The 14787-nt window shown below is 67.8% G+C and carries 14 protein-coding genes; 4 read left to right on the top strand and 10 right to left on the bottom strand.

The genetic code is table 11. From position 1 onward, the window contains the following. Positions 1-32 precede the first annotated feature (32 nt). The 4 genes from ACWEKS_RS28835 to ACWEKS_RS28820 form a co-directional block, all read right to left on the bottom strand. Positions 33-1388: a TIGR03118 family protein gene (locus tag ACWEKS_RS28835; RefSeq protein ID WP_452342987.1), complete on the bottom strand. Its 1356-nt coding sequence runs from the start codon at positions 1386-1388 to the stop codon at positions 33-35. Between the two features lie 86 nt (positions 1389-1474). Further along, positions 1475-1975: a nuclear transport factor 2 family protein gene (locus ACWEKS_RS28830; protein WP_452342986.1), complete on the bottom strand. Its 501-nt coding sequence runs from the start codon at positions 1973-1975 to the stop codon at positions 1475-1477. 13 nt (positions 1976-1988) lie between these two features. Further along, the gene (locus ACWEKS_RS28825; protein ID WP_452343063.1) at positions 1989-2822 is read right to left on the bottom strand and encodes a TIGR03619 family F420-dependent LLM class oxidoreductase; all 834 of its coding nucleotides are present in this window, start codon (positions 2820-2822) and stop codon (positions 1989-1991) included. 2 nt (positions 2823-2824) lie between these two features. Then, positions 2825-3637: an SDR family NAD(P)-dependent oxidoreductase gene (locus tag ACWEKS_RS28820; protein ID WP_452342985.1), complete on the bottom strand. Its 813-nt coding sequence runs from the start codon at positions 3635-3637 to the stop codon at positions 2825-2827. 105 nt (positions 3638-3742) lie between these two features. On the opposite strand from ACWEKS_RS28820, the gene ACWEKS_RS28815 reads away from it, so the two are divergent. Both ACWEKS_RS28815 and ACWEKS_RS28810 read left to right on the top strand, forming a co-directional pair. Further along, the gene (locus ACWEKS_RS28815) at positions 3743-4387 is read left to right on the top strand and encodes a TetR family transcriptional regulator (RefSeq protein WP_452342984.1); all 645 of its coding nucleotides are present in this window, start codon (positions 3743-3745) and stop codon (positions 4385-4387) included. 200 nt (positions 4388-4587) lie between these two features. Next, positions 4588-5724, top strand: a complete 1137-nt coding sequence (locus tag ACWEKS_RS28810) for a Rieske 2Fe-2S domain-containing protein (RefSeq protein ID WP_452342983.1) — start codon at positions 4588-4590, stop codon at positions 5722-5724. A 46-nt stretch (positions 5725-5770) separates the two neighbouring features. On the opposite strand, the gene ACWEKS_RS28805 is transcribed toward ACWEKS_RS28810, so the two are convergent. Then, positions 5771-6604: an IclR family transcriptional regulator gene (locus ACWEKS_RS28805; protein WP_452342982.1), complete on the bottom strand. Its 834-nt coding sequence runs from the start codon at positions 6602-6604 to the stop codon at positions 5771-5773. 171 nt (positions 6605-6775) lie between these two features. Between ACWEKS_RS28805 and ACWEKS_RS28800 the strand changes: the two genes are divergently transcribed. Next, a complete protein-coding gene (locus ACWEKS_RS28800) occupies positions 6776-7408 on the top strand; it encodes a TetR family transcriptional regulator (protein WP_452342981.1) in 633 nt (210 codons plus the stop codon). A gap of 104 nt (positions 7409-7512) precedes the next feature. On the opposite strand, the gene ACWEKS_RS28795 is transcribed toward ACWEKS_RS28800, so the two are convergent. Genes ACWEKS_RS28795 through cysD form a run of 5 tightly spaced genes read right to left on the bottom strand, consistent with a single transcriptional unit; the run spans position 7513 to position 13422 of the window. Beyond that, on the bottom strand, positions 7513-8646 hold the full coding sequence (locus ACWEKS_RS28795) for a sulfotransferase family protein (protein ID WP_452342980.1): 1134 nt from the start codon (positions 8644-8646) through the stop codon (positions 7513-7515). Positions 8647-8664: 18 nt separating this feature from the next. Beyond that, the gene (locus tag ACWEKS_RS28790) at positions 8665-9462 is read right to left on the bottom strand and encodes an SDR family oxidoreductase (protein ID WP_452342979.1); all 798 of its coding nucleotides are present in this window, start codon (positions 9460-9462) and stop codon (positions 8665-8667) included. Next, complete coding sequence (locus ACWEKS_RS28785; RefSeq protein WP_452342978.1) at positions 9459-10655, bottom strand: hypothetical protein; 1197 nt, start codon at positions 10653-10655, stop codon at positions 9459-9461. The genes ACWEKS_RS28790 and ACWEKS_RS28785 overlap by 4 nt, the downstream gene beginning before the upstream one ends. Beyond that, positions 10655-12517, bottom strand: a complete 1863-nt coding sequence (gene cysC, locus ACWEKS_RS28780; RefSeq protein ID WP_452342977.1) for an adenylyl-sulfate kinase — start codon at positions 12515-12517, stop codon at positions 10655-10657. Before cysC ends, ACWEKS_RS28785 begins: the two co-directional genes overlap by 1 nt. Beyond that, the gene (gene cysD, locus ACWEKS_RS28775; RefSeq protein WP_354851579.1) at positions 12517-13422 is read right to left on the bottom strand and encodes a sulfate adenylyltransferase subunit CysD; all 906 of its coding nucleotides are present in this window, start codon (positions 13420-13422) and stop codon (positions 12517-12519) included. The genes cysC and cysD overlap by 1 nt, the downstream gene beginning before the upstream one ends. A 289-nt stretch (positions 13423-13711) precedes the next feature. On the opposite strand from cysD, the gene ACWEKS_RS28770 reads away from it, so the two are divergent. Beyond that, positions 13712-14599, top strand: a complete 888-nt coding sequence (locus ACWEKS_RS28770) for a helix-turn-helix domain-containing protein (protein WP_452342976.1) — start codon at positions 13712-13714, stop codon at positions 14597-14599. The last annotated feature ends 188 nt before the right edge of the window (positions 14600-14787 follow it).

Raw genomic sequence — 14787 nt, 5'->3', positions numbered from 1 at the left:
GGAATCGACTCGGGGCCCGGGGCTTTCGCGGGTTACTTCAGGCGGAGGCTGCCGAAGAGGCCGTCCTTCTCGTCGTTGGGGCCCGCGGTGAAGTAGAGGGCGTCGGCGTCGCCGAGGCTCTCACCGTTGCCGAACATGAGGCCCCAGAGGCCCTCGATCTCGGCGGGCTTGCCGTCGGCGTCGCGCAGGTAGTCGACGAACTTGCCGGACTGGTCGTCGAGGGCCAGGATGTGGCCCGCGCCGCCGAAGTTGCCGACCAGCAGCTTGCCCGACAGCGGGCCGAAGCCCTGCGGGGCGATGGTGACGGCCCACGGCGCGTTGAGGCGGCCGTCGGCGTCGAGGGTGCGAACCAGCTTGCCGTTCTTGTCGAATTCGGCGACCTGGCCCTTCTTGGCCTTGTTGCCGGCGTTCTTCTCCTGGTCCTTGTCGAGCTTGTCCTCTTCGCCGGCCTTCAGCTTGTTCGGGTCGCCGCCCTCGGACTGGGTGACGGCGTAGCTGACGAAGACGCGGTCGCCGATGGTGGCGACATTGAAGGGTGCCGGGTCGCCGACCTTCACCTTCTTCCCCTTGGACGCGTCGGCCGGGTCGATGGCGTCACCGGTGGCGAACGGGTTGGCGAAACCGGTGGTGGGCACCAGCTTCCAGTCCTTGTCGAAGGTGCGGACCTGCGGGTCCTTGCCGAAGTCGGCGGCCAGCAGCTTGGCACCGGACGGGTCCAGGGCGATGCCCTTGAACTTCATACCCGCGGCGGTGCCGTCGTATTCGAGCACGGCCGGGCCGTCGTGGCGGACGATGGCGCCGCCCGCGCCCTGCTCGGTCCAGCCGGAGATCTTGCCGGAGTCGGTGGCGAAGATGAATCGCGCGGAGCCGGTGAGCTTCTCGTTCTTGCCGTCGTAGCTGACCGGCTGGTCCTTCACCGCGAAGATGTCGGAGGTGATGGGGGCCGAGTTGAAGACGACGCCGGTGGTCTTGCCTTCACTGTCGTCGCCGTCGTCGTCCGGGATGGAGTCCGCGCCCGGGATGGTGACCAGCTTCAGCGGGTCCTGGAACATCTTCTGGTACTTGGCATCCGGCGACTTGGTGACGTCACCGACGAACTGGTAGGAGTAGCCGCCCGCGCCGACCCAGAAGTGCCCGCCGGCGCCCTTGGGACGGTCCGCGATGCCCCAGGCGTTGATGAACTTCGGGTCGGTGAACTGCGCCTTGTCCGACTCCTTGCTGGAGGCGATATTGACCTGGGCGTAATGGTTTCCGTCGAGCGCCTTCACGTCGTCGTTGTTCGACTTCGTATTGCTGCATGCCGCCGCGACCACCAGCGCTGCGCCCAGTGCCGACACGCGCAGCAGGGTCTTGCGCACCGGCGGCATGCCGCTCGAGCGTCCGTTCATTTCAGGTCCTTCCAGCAAACGCCCAGGTGCGGCGTTAGGTGATGCTAACCATAGCTGGAAGAATCGGCGGCGTCGTTAGGGGACCCTCATTTCCATTCGGAAACGACATCTCCGCTGGTCCAGGGCGCAATGAGCAGTTTTCGGGCGGTCTCGGAGCCATCCAGCGCCCGGGTGATCCGCTGCGCGATCCGCCAGCCCTCGGAAGTGCGGACCAGGCGGAAGTGATTCGCCCCGGCCCGCCACACGAAGAATCCGCCGTCCCGCCGCCGGACCAGCAGCGATTCGCACACCGCGTCCGCGGTGTCCCCGTCCACGGTGACCGACACCGGACCCAGGAAGTGCGCCGATCCGGCGGCGATGAGCGATTGGTGCGCCTGCGATTCGACCATGTCGCGGACCTGCCCGCGATCGCGCATGTGCCAGCCCTCGACGTCGTATTCGCCGTCCTCGGTCCACAATTCGGCGACCGCCTCGGCGGCCCCGGCATCGACCAGCGGGCCGTAGGACGCGATCAGACGGGTGATGGCCAGCTCGTCCTCGACCCGGCGCAACCGGTCCTCGAGCACGGCGAGACGCTCTTCGATCATGGAAATCCTTCTGCTACAGGAGATGACGGTCGACCAGATCGCGCAGCGCGGCGAGCTGATCGCAGTAGTGGACGGCATCGGTGGCCCGGACCGTGCAGGTGAGGTGGGTCGCCCCGGCCGCCCGCAGCGCTGCCAGCCGGCGCACGGAATCCTCGGCGTTCCCTTGCGGATCCAGCGGCACGCCGGGCGTGAGCACCACATCGAAACCGTCGGGCACGGTCACCGTGGCGAGCAGATCCGCGATCTGGTCGGCGGGCAGGCCGAACGGCACCCAGCCGCTCCCCAGCGACACCGCGCGGCGCAGCGACCGGCGAGTGCGCCCGCCGACCCAGATCGGCACGGTGGTGGCGGTGGCGTGCGGTTCCAGCACGAAGCCTTCGACATCGCGGCGACCCCAGGCCCGGCGCAATCGGGTCAGCGCCGCATCGGCCCGCGCGCCCCGGTCCTCCCAGGCCGCGCCGAGCAGGGCGAATTCCTCGGCGAGAGAGCCCACTCCGACCCCGAGCACTACCCGGCCGCCACTGAGCCGGTCGAGGGTGCCGTAGCTCTTGGCCAGCGCCACCGGATGGTGGTAGCCGAGCACCAGCACCGAGGTGGCGAGCCGGATCCGGGTGGTGTGCGCCGCCAGGTACGCCAGGGTGGCCAGCGGGTCCCAATAGGTCGCGCCGCGCACCGAGGCGGCCGCCGCGGGCACACCGACGTGGTCGGAGCAGGTGAGGTGGTCGAAGCCGAGTTCATCGGCGGCCGTGGCGATCCGGGTCAGATCCTCGGGGCCGGCGGTGGCCTCCCAGGGCGAGGCGACGCCGGGCACCTGCACCACGATCGGCGTGGACAGACCGAGCCGGATACTCATCGCACCACCCGTTCCGGCAGACCCATGAGCCGCCGCATGCCCTTGTCGGCGCGCAGCACGGCGGCCGCCCGATCCGGGTCATTGCGCTGGGCGGCTCCCGCCTCGTTGCCGGACATGATGTGCACCGGCCCGTGCCCGAGCCGCGAAAGTCCTTCGCGCGCCACGTCATCGGGCTCGGACACCGTCATCCCCGGCACGGTGAAGTCGAGTCCGACGCGTTCCATGGCCGGTGTCCGGGTCACGCCGAGCACCAGTTCGAGCACATCCACCCCGTACTCCCCCAGCTCCAGCCACAGGCTCTCGGCGAAGATCCGCCCGAACGCCTTGACCCCGCCGTACACGGTGTGGTGCTGCGAGCCCAGATACCCGGCCAGCGACCCGACCAGCAGAATCCCGCCTCGTCCACGGGCTTTCATGGCGCGCCCTAAGTGGTGGATCAGCCCGAGCGGCGAGGTGATGTTCAAATCGATGACCTGCCCGAACGCGGTCAGATCCCCATCCACGAAGGGCGCGCTGTGGGTATTGGCCCCGGCGTTGAGAACCAGCAGGCCGACCTCCACGTCGGCGACCGCGGCGACGATCTCGCCCACCGCATCGGCGGCGGTCAGATCGATTGCGAGCGTGCGTACCTCGACCCCCAGCTCCCGACATTCCGCGGCCGTCGCCTCGAGCGGTTCGAGCCGCCGCGCCACCAGCAGCAGCGCGATCCCGGCCCCGGCGAGCTCCAACGCGAACGACCGGCCGACCCCCTCCGATCCCCCGGTGATGACCGCCCACGGCCCATAACGTTGCGGGTCCACACCGTTCATCGCTACTTCCTCACCTGTGAGATCGAACTCGGTCCCTTCCAGTTCTACAAACTTCCGCCCGGAAAAACTAGAGTGAATTCTAGTTATCGGACAGAAGGTGGTTTCATGCCGCGCATTCAGGACTCCCGCGCCCCCGGCCGCGTCTCGACGGCCCGGCAACTGGAGCGGCAGCGCGCGATCCTGCGCGCTGCCGCCCGGCTGGGCGCCGAGCACGGCCTGGAGCGGGTGCAGATGAGCGAGGTCGCGCAGTCCGCAGGGGTCGCGCTGGGCACGCTGTACCGGTACTACCCGTCCAAGAACCACCTGTTCGCGGCGGTCCTCGATGGGGCGGTCCGCGAATTGCCGCACCCCGCAGCGGTTCCCGGCGACCCGGTCACCGGTGCCACCGAGTTCCTGAGCCGTGCGATCGGTGAGCTGCTGCGCCACCCCCTGCTGGCCCGGGCGATGATGGTGTCGATGAACGCGGTGCGTGCCGAAGGCCACGCCCTGCCGCACGATCCGTCGTCCCCCGAGCCGGCTTCCGCCGCGGCAGCTCTGGTCACGGATCAGGTGATGCCCGAACGCATCCTGGCCGCCGCGGGCATCACGAACCCGGCCGACGAGGACCACCGCCTGGCACGTCTGCTGGAGCAGTGCGTCTACGGCATTCTCACCTGGACCATCGCGGGCCGCCTGACCATCGACCAAGCCCTCGCCGACGTCCACCGCGCCTGCGAACTCCTCCTCGCCCCCTGGCGATCGGCACGATAAGCGGCGAACCGGGGGCGACCACCGGTTCACGTTCCGGTCACCGAGACCCCATGGAGGAGTTTTCTCCACTCTTCCAGTCAGTGAAATCGTCTGTGCGGCATGAGTTTTTCCACCGTTATAACGGGAAATATGCGGGATCGGCCCCGATGACGGGCCCGTGAGTTGGTGTTCCGCATCCACACCGAGCGAGGACGGTACCTATGACAACGATGCGTGACGAGTTCCGCCGGGTCGAAGCCGAACCGGCACCGGCCCGCTTCGCGCGAGGCTGGCACTGTCTGGGGTTGGTGCGCGACTTCGCCGACGGCAAGCCGCATTCCATCCGGGCGTTCGGGACGAAGCTGGTGGTCTTCGCCGGGGCGGACGGCACCCTGAATGCGCTGGACGCCTACTGCCGGCACATGGGCGGGGATCTGTCCGACGGCGAAGTCAAAGGCGACGAGATCGCGTGCCCGTTTCACGACTGGCGCTGGGGCGGGGACGGCCGCTGCAAGCAGATTCCCTACGGCCGCCGCGTCCCGCCGCTGGCACGTACCCGAGCGTGGAACACACTGCAGCAGGACGGGATGCTGTTCGTGTGGAACGACCCCGAGGGCAATCCGCCGCCACCGGAGGTCGCCATTCCCCGCATCGAGTCGGCCGGCAGCGAAGGGTGGACCGATTGGCACTGGTACACCACCGTCGTCGACACCAACTGCCGTGAAATCGTCGACAATATCGTCGATATGGCGCACTTCTTCTACGTGCACGGCTCGTTGCCCACCTACTTCCGCAACGTGTTCGAAGGGCATGTAGCGACCCAGTACTTCGACAGCGGTGCGCGTGCGGATCTGCCGGGACCGGTCGGCGAGCCGAAACTGCTCGGCACACAGTCGGTTGCGTCGTACTACGGCCCCTCGTTCATGATCGACGACCTGCTCTATCGCTATGAAAACGGCGACCACAGAACAGTTTTGATCAACTGCCACTATCCGATCGACGCGAACTCCTTCGTCCTGCAGTACGGCATCATGGTCGAGATCCCCGCCGGTCTCGACGCCGAGGAAGCCATGGCCGGCGCCCGTGCGATGGGCGACTGGGTCAAGGTCGGCTTCGAGCAGGACGTGGCGATCTGGAAACGCAAGGCGCGCATCGACAATCCGCTGCTCTGCGAGGAAGACGGCCCGGTCTATCAGTTGCGCCGCTGGTATCAGCAGTTCTACGTCGACCAGGCCGATATCGAACCGGCGATGGTCGATCGATTCGAATACGAACTCGACACCACCCGCCCGGCCGAGGCCTGGAATGCCGAGGTCCGAGCCAATCTGGCCCGCGCAGCCGCCGCGCAGATGTCATGAGCGCAGCCGCCGCGCCGATGTCATGAGCGCAGCCGCCGCGCAGATGTCATGAGCACGAATCGAGCACGCCCGCACCGGAGGCTTTCCCGGTGCGGGCGTTCGGCCGCAACCCCAGCAGGCGTCGCCGGATATCGACCGCGGCGCTTCGCACTGCGGCCGTAGCGTTTTCGATGGATACCGACCGGGTCGGACCCGACAGCGATACCGCGGCCGGTGCGCTCTCGCACAGCCCGCCGATGGCCGCGGCCACGACCGTGACACCCAGTACGCAGCCCTGCGAGTCGACCGCGACACCGCCACGGTCGTGAACGGTGCCCAGTTCCCGCGCCAGCTGTCGCGACGAGCGCACGCTGTAGCAGGTCGGCGCCTGCTGGAACGACAGTTCGGGCCACCGCTGCGGGTCGAGCCCGGCCAGCAGCGCCCGCCCCGGCGCGGTCAGGGCCGCGGCCTGGCGCGCCCCGACCGACCATCCGGCTCCCGGCCCGGGCGGTGGACCCAATCGCTCGAGGTGCAGCACATCCGGCCCGGTCAGAATGCTCAGGTGCGCGGTCAAACCCGTGCGTAGATGTAGTGCGGTCAGCACCGGTGCGGCGGTCTCGCGCAACCGGCGCTGCGGGGCCACCTGCGCACCGAGTTCGAACATTCGCAAGCCGAGCCCGTACTCGAAACCTTCACGCTCCACCCAGCCCAGTTCCACCAGACGCCGCAGAATCCGATGCGTCGACGACCGTGGCAGCCCGGCCCGCTGCGCGATCTCCGCCAATGTCAGCGATCTCGGCCCGTCGAAGGCATCGAGCAGCGACGCCACCCGATCGATCATGGCCGCTGGGCCGTCGTGAGTTCGTGTCGTCGTTGCCACGGTCCACCTGCCTTCGAACATCAATGTCAGGATCTGCCATTTGTGGCAGAATATGACACGCAGGGCGTGAGCACGACCACATTGCCCGGAAAAGGCACCACTCGACCCGTTTCTCCGGATTCCAGCCCGTCGCCCCAGGGGCTGCCGGTACGGCGTTACGGTTGGCGCCACCAGGAATGAGGAGGACCCGTCGTGAGCAACCCGGCCAAGGCGAAGCTGGCCACCAAGCGGGCCGAAGACCTACGCCTGACCATCGCGCTCGCGGCCCACACCCTGTTCGTCGCCGACGGCGACACCTCCGCGACGGTCGAACGCATCTGCGAGACGGTCGGAATCGCGCCACGCACCTTCCACCGCTACTTCGCGACGAAGGAGGACGTGGTGCTCCCCTTGTTCCGTCGCAGTGAGCAGCTCGTGCGCGAGGTGCTCGCGAAGGCGCCCATCGACGCCGACCCGGCCTACGTCCTGACCCACGCATTCACCACCGAGGTCCATCAACGGCAGTCGTTCGACTTCGATCGGACCTTCATGACGCTGATGATCAACACACCCGAATACCGGCGTCGATGGCTGGAGTGGGGCGAATGGCTCTACGAGCCCATCACCGAATTCCTCTCCGCGCGTATGGATCTCGGCACCGATCCGTTCCTGCGCGAACTGCCTGCCCAACTGGTGGTACAGACCAGCCGCCAGGCCTATACGCACTGGATCCTCAGGGCCGAGTCGACCGATTTCGCCGAGGTCGAGGCGATCATGCAGCGCGGCTTGACCGTACTGTTCGCCGGACTGAGCGCGGTGACCTCCCCGGTCGCGCACCCGACGTGAGGGCCAGAGGTTGATCACGGTCGAATCGACCGCGGCGACAGACCCGCCACAGCGCGGACGGCCGGGTGCGCGAGGTGCGCACCCGGCCGTCCGAGATGGGTTGGTCAGAGCTCGAATTCGGCTCGGACCTGGTCTTCGGTGAGGCCATAGTCGGCCAGAGAATACTTGTGGACCGGTTTGCGGTCGCCGGACTTGCTCTCCTCATCGAGGGTGGTCATGGCGGTGCGGGCCGAATCCGTGTAGTCCAGGCGGAATTTCGAGTAGATCTTCTCGACCGTGGCGAAGGGGTCGGCGCGGAGTTCGTCGAATTCGATGTCGAGGAACTGGTCCGGGTTGTACCGGGCTCGCGCGGTATTGAATTCGCGCAGGCCGCGGGACCACAGTTCGAGCTGTGATTCACCGATCTTCTCGCCGACGAAGGTCGTGGACCAGCCCGCGGTGGCCTGCTCGGACAGGCTGCACGAGGAGCCGACGATGGTGACCGGGTCGCGGTGGGTCTGGATGATCAGCGCGTCCGGGTACACCTTCATGAGCGCGTCGAGGGCGAACAGGTGGCTGGGGTTCTTCAGCACCCAGCGCCGGTTGTCACCCAGGCCGATGAGCTGCAGGTTCGCCTTGTGCCGCGCATAGGCATCCGTCCAGTCCTGCTTGCGCAGCCACTGCGAATAGCTCGGCAGGTAGGCCAGCGACTCGTAGGAGATGGATTTCACCGTCTGGCGCAGCAGCTGCCAGCACTCCTCGACCTCGGCGGCGGTCATGTAGTGCACGCCCATGAATTCCGGGTTCTCGATCCGGTGCTGGGCGAACCCCTTGTCGACCGCCTGGTAGACCGGATTGTCGGCCCAGGTCTCGCGCGGCGGCCGCGGCTGCGGGAAGTCGGCGAGCCACATCTCCAGCGCCTGGTGCTGCGGGTCGGCGGCGAGCAGCCGGTGCAGGGCGGTGGTGCCGGTGCGGGGCAGCCCGGTCACGAAAATCGGCCTGGTGACCTGGGTTTCGGTGTAGGCCGGGTTGGCCTGCCAGGAGGCTTCGCTCAGGGCGCGGGCGACGAGCGCCCCGCGCAGGAAGTACCGGCTCATCTTGGAGCCGAGCTCGGTGAGCCCGGCGTCACGCTGGTAGGACTCCAGCAGGACGCCGAGCGCCTCCAGGTAGTCGTCGGACCCGAAGTCGGTGAGGCCGCAGACTTTCGACGCCGAGTGGTGCAGATCCTCGACGGTGCCGACGTTGGTACGTCCGCTCATAGTGGTGAAACTCCTTGCTCAGACGTGGTATTCGCCGCAGTTGACGTCGATGGTCTGCCCGGTGATGGCATTGGCCCACGGCGACATGAGGAAGACGATGGTCTGGGCGATCTCATCGGGCAGCGGCAGCCGCTTCAGGTCGGACTTGGACGCGGTCTGCTGGTAGACCTGTTCCTCGGTGATGCCGTACTTCTTGGCGATCTCGCTGAAATACCACTTCAGCTGGTCGGTCCAGATGTAGCCGGGCAGCACGCTGTTGACGCGAATCCCCTTCTCGCCCAGCTCGGTCGCCAGGGTCTGCGACATGGCCAGCAGGGCCGCCTTGGCGACCTTGTAGCTGCCGTAGCGGGGTTCGGAGTGCCGCAGCACCATGGAGTTGACCATGACGACCGAGCCCTTGGTCTCGGCCAGCCCGTCGGTGAACGCCTGCGTCATGCGGAGATTGCCGAGCACGGTCAGGTCCACGCTCTCGCGGATCTGCTCGAAGTCGGTGCGCGCCAGCGGCTTCATGGACGGCACCTTGAAGGCGTTGTTCACCAGGGCGTCGACCCGGCCGAAGGTCTCCAGGGTCTGCTTCGCCAGGTTCTGGACCGTGGCCTCATCGGTGATATCGGTGGGCACGCAGAGGGTTTCCGCACCGCCCTCGGCCGCGATCTCGTCGGCGACCTCCTTCAGCCGCGACTCGGTGCGCGCCGCCAGCACGACCTTGGCCCCGGCCGCCGCGGCCTCCAGCGCGATGGAGCGACCGAGACCGGGCCCAATGCCGCTGACCACCACGACCTTGTCGGCCAGCAGACCCGTCTTCAGGCGGCTCATCCCAGCATCCTTTCCGCGAAGGCGCGCTGGCGAGCGGCGATCCGCTCGCGCCATCCGGCCTCGTCGATCCGATTGTGTTCGAAGTTGGGCAGTCGTTCAGCCACTTTGTCGAAGGGAACGAGCTCGATGGTCGGCCCGTCCTCCGGCGTCATCGGCCGCGAGACCCGCTGCCAGCGGAACTGGAGGATGCCGAGCTTGCGCCCGGTGGTCTCGATCCAGTTGGCCACGCCCGGGTTCCGCGCCGAGACGACCATGCGGATCATCCCGTCCGGATCCACCTGCGCCTGCTGATGATTCAGCGAGGTCTGGTGGTTGACGTAGTCCAGGGAGATGTACCAGCGGCTGCCCAGCTGGAAACCCTGATACGGCGCATTGGATTTCGGCACGGTGATGATGAGCGCCTGATCGTCGTCCAGCTCGAAATGCCCGACGGAGGAGTACTGGGTGCTCAGCCCGCCCGGCGTGAGCCGAGGCTCGGTCAACGTATTGACCGGCAGGTTCAGGTAGAACCACTTCGGGAAGTTGAACCAGGTGTGCACCCGGGTCAGCAGCATCCGCCCCGCGGCCCGGTACCGCTTGCGCAGCTGTTCCACGCCCGCCTCGACCGGCGCGGTGCCGATGGTGTCCACCCGCTCGATGCGAATGCTGCCCTTGCGCTCGGTATTCCAGTCGCCGTACACCTCGCGCACGGCCAGCATGGACGCGCCCTCGGGGAGCACGAAGTAGTTCGGCTCCGGATTCTCTTTGGGCGGCCCGAAACGCAGCTGGTAGCTGCCGTCCGCGTCGATCTGCAGCCGCCGGTCGTCGAACGCGTCGTCACCGTTCGGGACGTCGGATGCGGTGTAGTCGCCCTTGAGGACCTGGAAGCTCAGGTCGACGGTGCTGCCGCGCACGCCGGTGAGCAGGTATTCCGCGTTCGGCTCGATATTGGCGCTGTAGTACAACGTGTCCGGGTTGTCGAGGCCCATCTTGGTGTAGGGCCCGGTGGCGGTCACCAGGTACGGGTGCGAGGTGCCGTGCGCCCGCGACAGCTGCAGCACCGCAGCGATGCCGGCCTGCAGGTAGTCGTAGCCCTCCGCCAGGTCGTGCGGGTCACGGATGAAGTCGGCGCCGGCGATGAGCTTCTCGGCCTCGGCAACGGCCGCGAGGAACGGCTCGGTGAGAGGCAGCTCGGCCTTTTCTATATCTGTCATCAGCTTTCAGCGATTCCTAGGATCTCTCGAATTCGATGGGCGATCTCGGCCGGCGTCCCGGCCGAGGGGGTGATGGTCAGGTCGGCGAATTCCGGCCGCTCGTAGGGCGAACTGATGCCGGTGAATTCGCGCAGCTCCCCGGCGCGGGCCCGCTTGTACAGGCCCTTCGAGTCGCGCAGCTCGCACTCCTCGAGCGGGGTGTCCACGAAGATCTCCCGGAACGACAGATTCCTGGAGTCGTGCAGCTTGCGCGCCTCGCGCCGTTCGGCCCGGAACGGGCTGATGAGCGAGACGATGGCGACCACGCCGGCATCCGCGAACAGCGCCGCCACCTCGGCGACGCGGCGAATGTTCTCGCGGCGGTCCTCGTCGGTGAAGCCGAGGTTCTTGTTCAGCCCGTGCCGCAGGTTGTCGCCGTCGAGCAGGTAGGCGGGCTGCCCGGATTCGATGAGCTGCCGCTCCAATTCGACGGCGATGGTGGACTTCCCGGAGCCCGACAGCCCGGTCAGCCACACGGTCGCGCCGGTGCTGAGCCGCTGCCCGCGCTCCACGGCGGAGCTGTGCCACACCACATTCGAGGCCTTCTGCCCGACCCGCGGTGCGCCCGTGGAGCGTCCGGTGATCATGCCCGCGGCCACCGTCTGATCGGTGGTCTCGTCGATGAGGATGAAGCTGCCGGTGGCGCGGTTCTCCCGGTACGGGTCGAACAGCAGCGACTGCCGGCTCTTGATCGTGACGCGCCCGATGTCGTTGAGCCCCAGCCGATCCGCGTCCGTCTGCCGGTGCAGGGTGTTCACGTCCAGCCGGTAGTCCAGCTCGCTCACCTCCACCTTGGAGGTCTGGGTGGCGGTGCGGATGGCGTAGGAGTTGCCGGCCCGCAGTTCGGTGTCGTCGGAGAACCAGCACACCATGGCGTCGAGCTCACGATCGGCGTGCGGCTGGTTGCCGGGCCGGGCGAGCATATCGCCACGGCCGATATCGATTTCGTCGTCCAGGGTCAGCGACACCGCCATACCGGTGAAGGCCTCGTCGACCTTCCCGCCGCCCGGCCCCCAGATCTGGTTGACCCGGCTGGTGCGCCCCGACGGCAGCACCACGACCTCGTCGCCCGGTTTGAAGATGCCGCCCGCGACGGTGCCCGCGTAGCTGCGCTGGCTCTGCCCGTGCGGGCGGATGACGTACTGCACCGGCAGCCGGTTGTCGATGAGGTTGCGGTCTGAGGCCACGTGCACCTCTTCCAGGTGCCGCAGCAGCGGCGGGCCCGGGTACCAGTCGGCGGTGCGCGCGGACGGATCCACCACATTGTCGCCGTGCAGCGCCGACACCGGGATGAAGCTCAGATCGCCGACATCCAGCTTGGTGGCGAAATCCGCGAATTCCGACCGGATCTCCTCGAACCGCTGCTCGGACCAGTCGACCAGGTCCATCTTGTTCACGCACAGCACCAGGTGGCCGACCCCCAGCAGCGAGGACAGGAAGGCGTGGCGGCGGGTCTGCTCGGAGACGCCCTTGCGCGCGTCGACCAGGATGAGCGCCAGGTCGGCGGTGGAGGCGCCGGTCACCATGTTCCGGGTGTACTGCACGTGCCCCGGCGTGTCGGCGATGATGAATTTCCTTCGCGGCGTGGCGAAGTAGCGGTACGCGACATCGATGGTGATGCCCTGCTCGCGTTCGGCGCGCAGGCCGTCGGTCACCAGCGACAGGTCCGGCCCGTCGCCGCCGCGCGACAGGCTCGCGCGCTCGATGGCATCCAGCTGATCGCTGAACAGGCTCTTGGAGTCGAACAGCAACCGCCCGATGAGGGTCGATTTACCGTCGTCCACGCTGCCCGCGGTGGCCAGTCGTAACAGGTTGCGACGCATCAGAAATAGCCCTCTCGCTTGCGATCTTCCATGCCGGACTCCGAGATGCGGTCGTCGGCGCGGGTGGCGCCGCGCTCGGTCAGCCGGGTGGCGGCGGTTTCGGCGATCACCTCGGCGGGGTCGGCCGCGGTGGATTCCACGCAACCGGTGCAGTCGGCATCGCCGAGGGTCCGGAAGCGCACGGTGGCCTCGAAGCGCTTCTCCTCCGGGCCGAACTCCAGAAATCGGTTGTCCGCCAGCAGCATTCCGTCGCGCGCCACCACGGTGCGCCGGTGCGCGTAGTACAGCGACGGCAGCTCCACCTCGGCCTGGTCGATGTACTCCCAGATGTCGAGCTCGGTCCAGTTCGACAGCGGGAACACCCGGATGTGCTCACCCTTGCGGTGCCGGCCGTTGTAGAGGTTCCACACCTCGGGGCGCTGGGCCCGCGGTTCCCACGCGCCGTACTCGTCGCGGAAGCTGAACACCCGCTCCTTGGCGCGCGCCTTCTCCTCGTCGCGGCGCGCCCCGCCGAATACCGCGTCGAAGCGGTGCTCGCGAATGGTGCGCAGCAGGGTGGTGGTCTGCAGCCGGTTTCGGGTCTCACCCGGCCGTTCGGTGACCCGGCCCGCGTCGATATCGTCCTGCACGCTGCCGACCAGCAGTTGGGCGCCCAGCCGCGCCACGGTGCGGTCCCGGAAGTCGATGACCTCGTCGAAATTGCGCCCGGTGTCGATGTGCAGCAACGGGAACGGCAACGGCGCGGGCCAGAACGCCCGCCGCGCCAGCTCCAGCATGACCGCCGAGTCCTTACCACCGGAGAACAGCAGCACCGGCCGCTCGAAGGTGGCCGCCACCTCCCGGATGATGTGCACCGATTCCGCCTCCAAGGCGTTCAGGTGCGACAGCTCATATCCCGTGCGCATCTCTCGTCCCATTCGCCGCGTCATCCGATCCGTCCGGTCATTCGACCTTGCGGTGTCGAATATTCGACGCTATTGTTCGATAATGTGACACTGACGATAAGTCGGTACCGGGCGACGGTCAATACCCGCGCCCGAATTGCCGCGCATCGGAGTAGCTCGGGCACACCGGATCCGGGCCACTCCGGTGCGGATGACCGATACCCCGGTCGATACGATCGGGCGCGAACCTCCCGCAGCGCCGGGACCGACACCAGCAGGGATCGAGTTGCCTGAATCCACCACCGCCCCTGTGGCTTCCGAACCGGGAACGGCGGCCGGAGCAGGTTCCGCGCCCGCCTCACCGCCGACCCACCGGGTCGTGCAGGCGATCGAGTTGCTGTCGCGGCATTCCGGCGAGCGCCTCTCCCTGGCCCGCATCGTGCGCGCCACCGGCATGTCCCGGGCCACCGCGCACGCCGTGCTCGCCCAGCTCACCGCCGACGGCTGGACCGTGCGCGACAGCGAGGGGAACTACAGCCTCGGCCTCGGACTACTGGCCGTGGCACGGCGGGCCGACACCGCTTTTCCGCTGCGCCGTCTGGCCGTGGAGCCCATGCACGCGCTGGCCGCCGCGCACGGCGTCCCCATCTTCCTGGCCGAGCGGGAACAGGAGGCCATCGTCATCACCGAGGTGCTCGGCACCCCATCGGTCCCGTGGATCCGCCCCGCCCGCCGGATGCCGTTCGCACCGCCGGTCTGCCGCGAATTCATCGCCTGGGCACCGGAATCCGAGCGGGAGACCTGGCTGCAGGCCGCCGACCCGCGCCACCGCCCCCGCCTCACCGCGGTCCTCGACGTCATCGCCGCCCGCGGCTATTCCGTCGAACGCCTCGCCGACGAGTCCGCCCCCATGCTGGAAGCCCTGGGGGCGCTTCGCCATTCCCCTGTCACCGATCCGCTGCGGCACCGTCTCAGCGCCATGATCGCCGACCTCATCACCATCGACTATCTCCCCGACGAACTCGGCGACCACAATGCGGTCGTCTCGGTGGCCGCCCCGATCTTCGCCTCCGACGGCTCGGTCATCGCGTCGATCGTCTCCTGCCCCGACACCAATCTCCCCGCCGCCCGCCTGCACGAGCTGGCCACCGCCACCATTGCCGCGGCCGATACCGTCACCACGTCCCTGCGCGGCTGAGGCGTTCTCCGCGTCCCGGGGCGGCCACTGATCCCTGCGACGGCCACTGATCCCTGCGACGGCCAACTGACCGACGCGGCGTCATCGTCGAATCCCACCCGGCAGGGGGGGGGGCCCCCCCCCGGGGGGGGGCCCGCCCCTGAAGGGACCAAACGCGCAATTTGCAGAGGAAGAAAGTGATGTTGGGT

It is taken from the genome of Nocardia sp. NPDC004711 (assembly GCF_053601595.1).
Note: the sequence above shows the minus strand (reverse complement) of the source record. Positions and strands in the feature narration are given on the sequence as shown.

What these genes read in the sequence shown, in the direction of transcription:
- ACWEKS_RS28805 (WP_452342982.1), bottom strand. Translation starts at nt 6,604, where the DNA reads ATGTTCGAAGGCAGGTGGACCGTGGCAACGACGACACGAACTCACGAC.
- ACWEKS_RS28810 (WP_452342983.1), top strand. Translation starts at nt 4,588, where the DNA reads ATGACAACGATGCGTGACGAGTTCCGCCGGGTCGAAGCCGAACCGGCA.
- ACWEKS_RS28820 (WP_452342985.1), bottom strand. Translation starts at nt 3,637, where the DNA reads ATGAACGGTGTGGACCCGCAACGTTATGGGCCGTGGGCGGTCATCACC.
- ACWEKS_RS28815 (WP_452342984.1), top strand. Translation starts at nt 3,743, where the DNA reads ATGCCGCGCATTCAGGACTCCCGCGCCCCCGGCCGCGTCTCGACGGCC.
- ACWEKS_RS28790 (WP_452342979.1), bottom strand. Translation starts at nt 9,462, where the DNA reads ATGAGCCGCCTGAAGACGGGTCTGCTGGCCGACAAGGTCGTGGTGGTC.
- ACWEKS_RS28795 (WP_452342980.1), bottom strand. Translation starts at nt 8,646, where the DNA reads ATGAGCGGACGTACCAACGTCGGCACCGTCGAGGATCTGCACCACTCG.
- ACWEKS_RS28785 (WP_452342978.1), bottom strand. Translation starts at nt 10,655, where the DNA reads ATGACAGATATAGAAAAGGCCGAGCTGCCTCTCACCGAGCCGTTCCTC.
- cysC (WP_452342977.1), bottom strand. Translation starts at nt 12,517, where the DNA reads ATGCGTCGCAACCTGTTACGACTGGCCACCGCGGGCAGCGTGGACGAC.
- ACWEKS_RS28835 (WP_452342987.1), bottom strand. Translation starts at nt 1,388, where the DNA reads ATGAACGGACGCTCGAGCGGCATGCCGCCGGTGCGCAAGACCCTGCTG.
- ACWEKS_RS28830 (WP_452342986.1), bottom strand. Translation starts at nt 1,975, where the DNA reads ATGATCGAAGAGCGTCTCGCCGTGCTCGAGGACCGGTTGCGCCGGGTC.
- cysD (WP_354851579.1), bottom strand. Translation starts at nt 13,422, where the DNA reads ATGCGCACGGGATATGAGCTGTCGCACCTGAACGCCTTGGAGGCGGAA.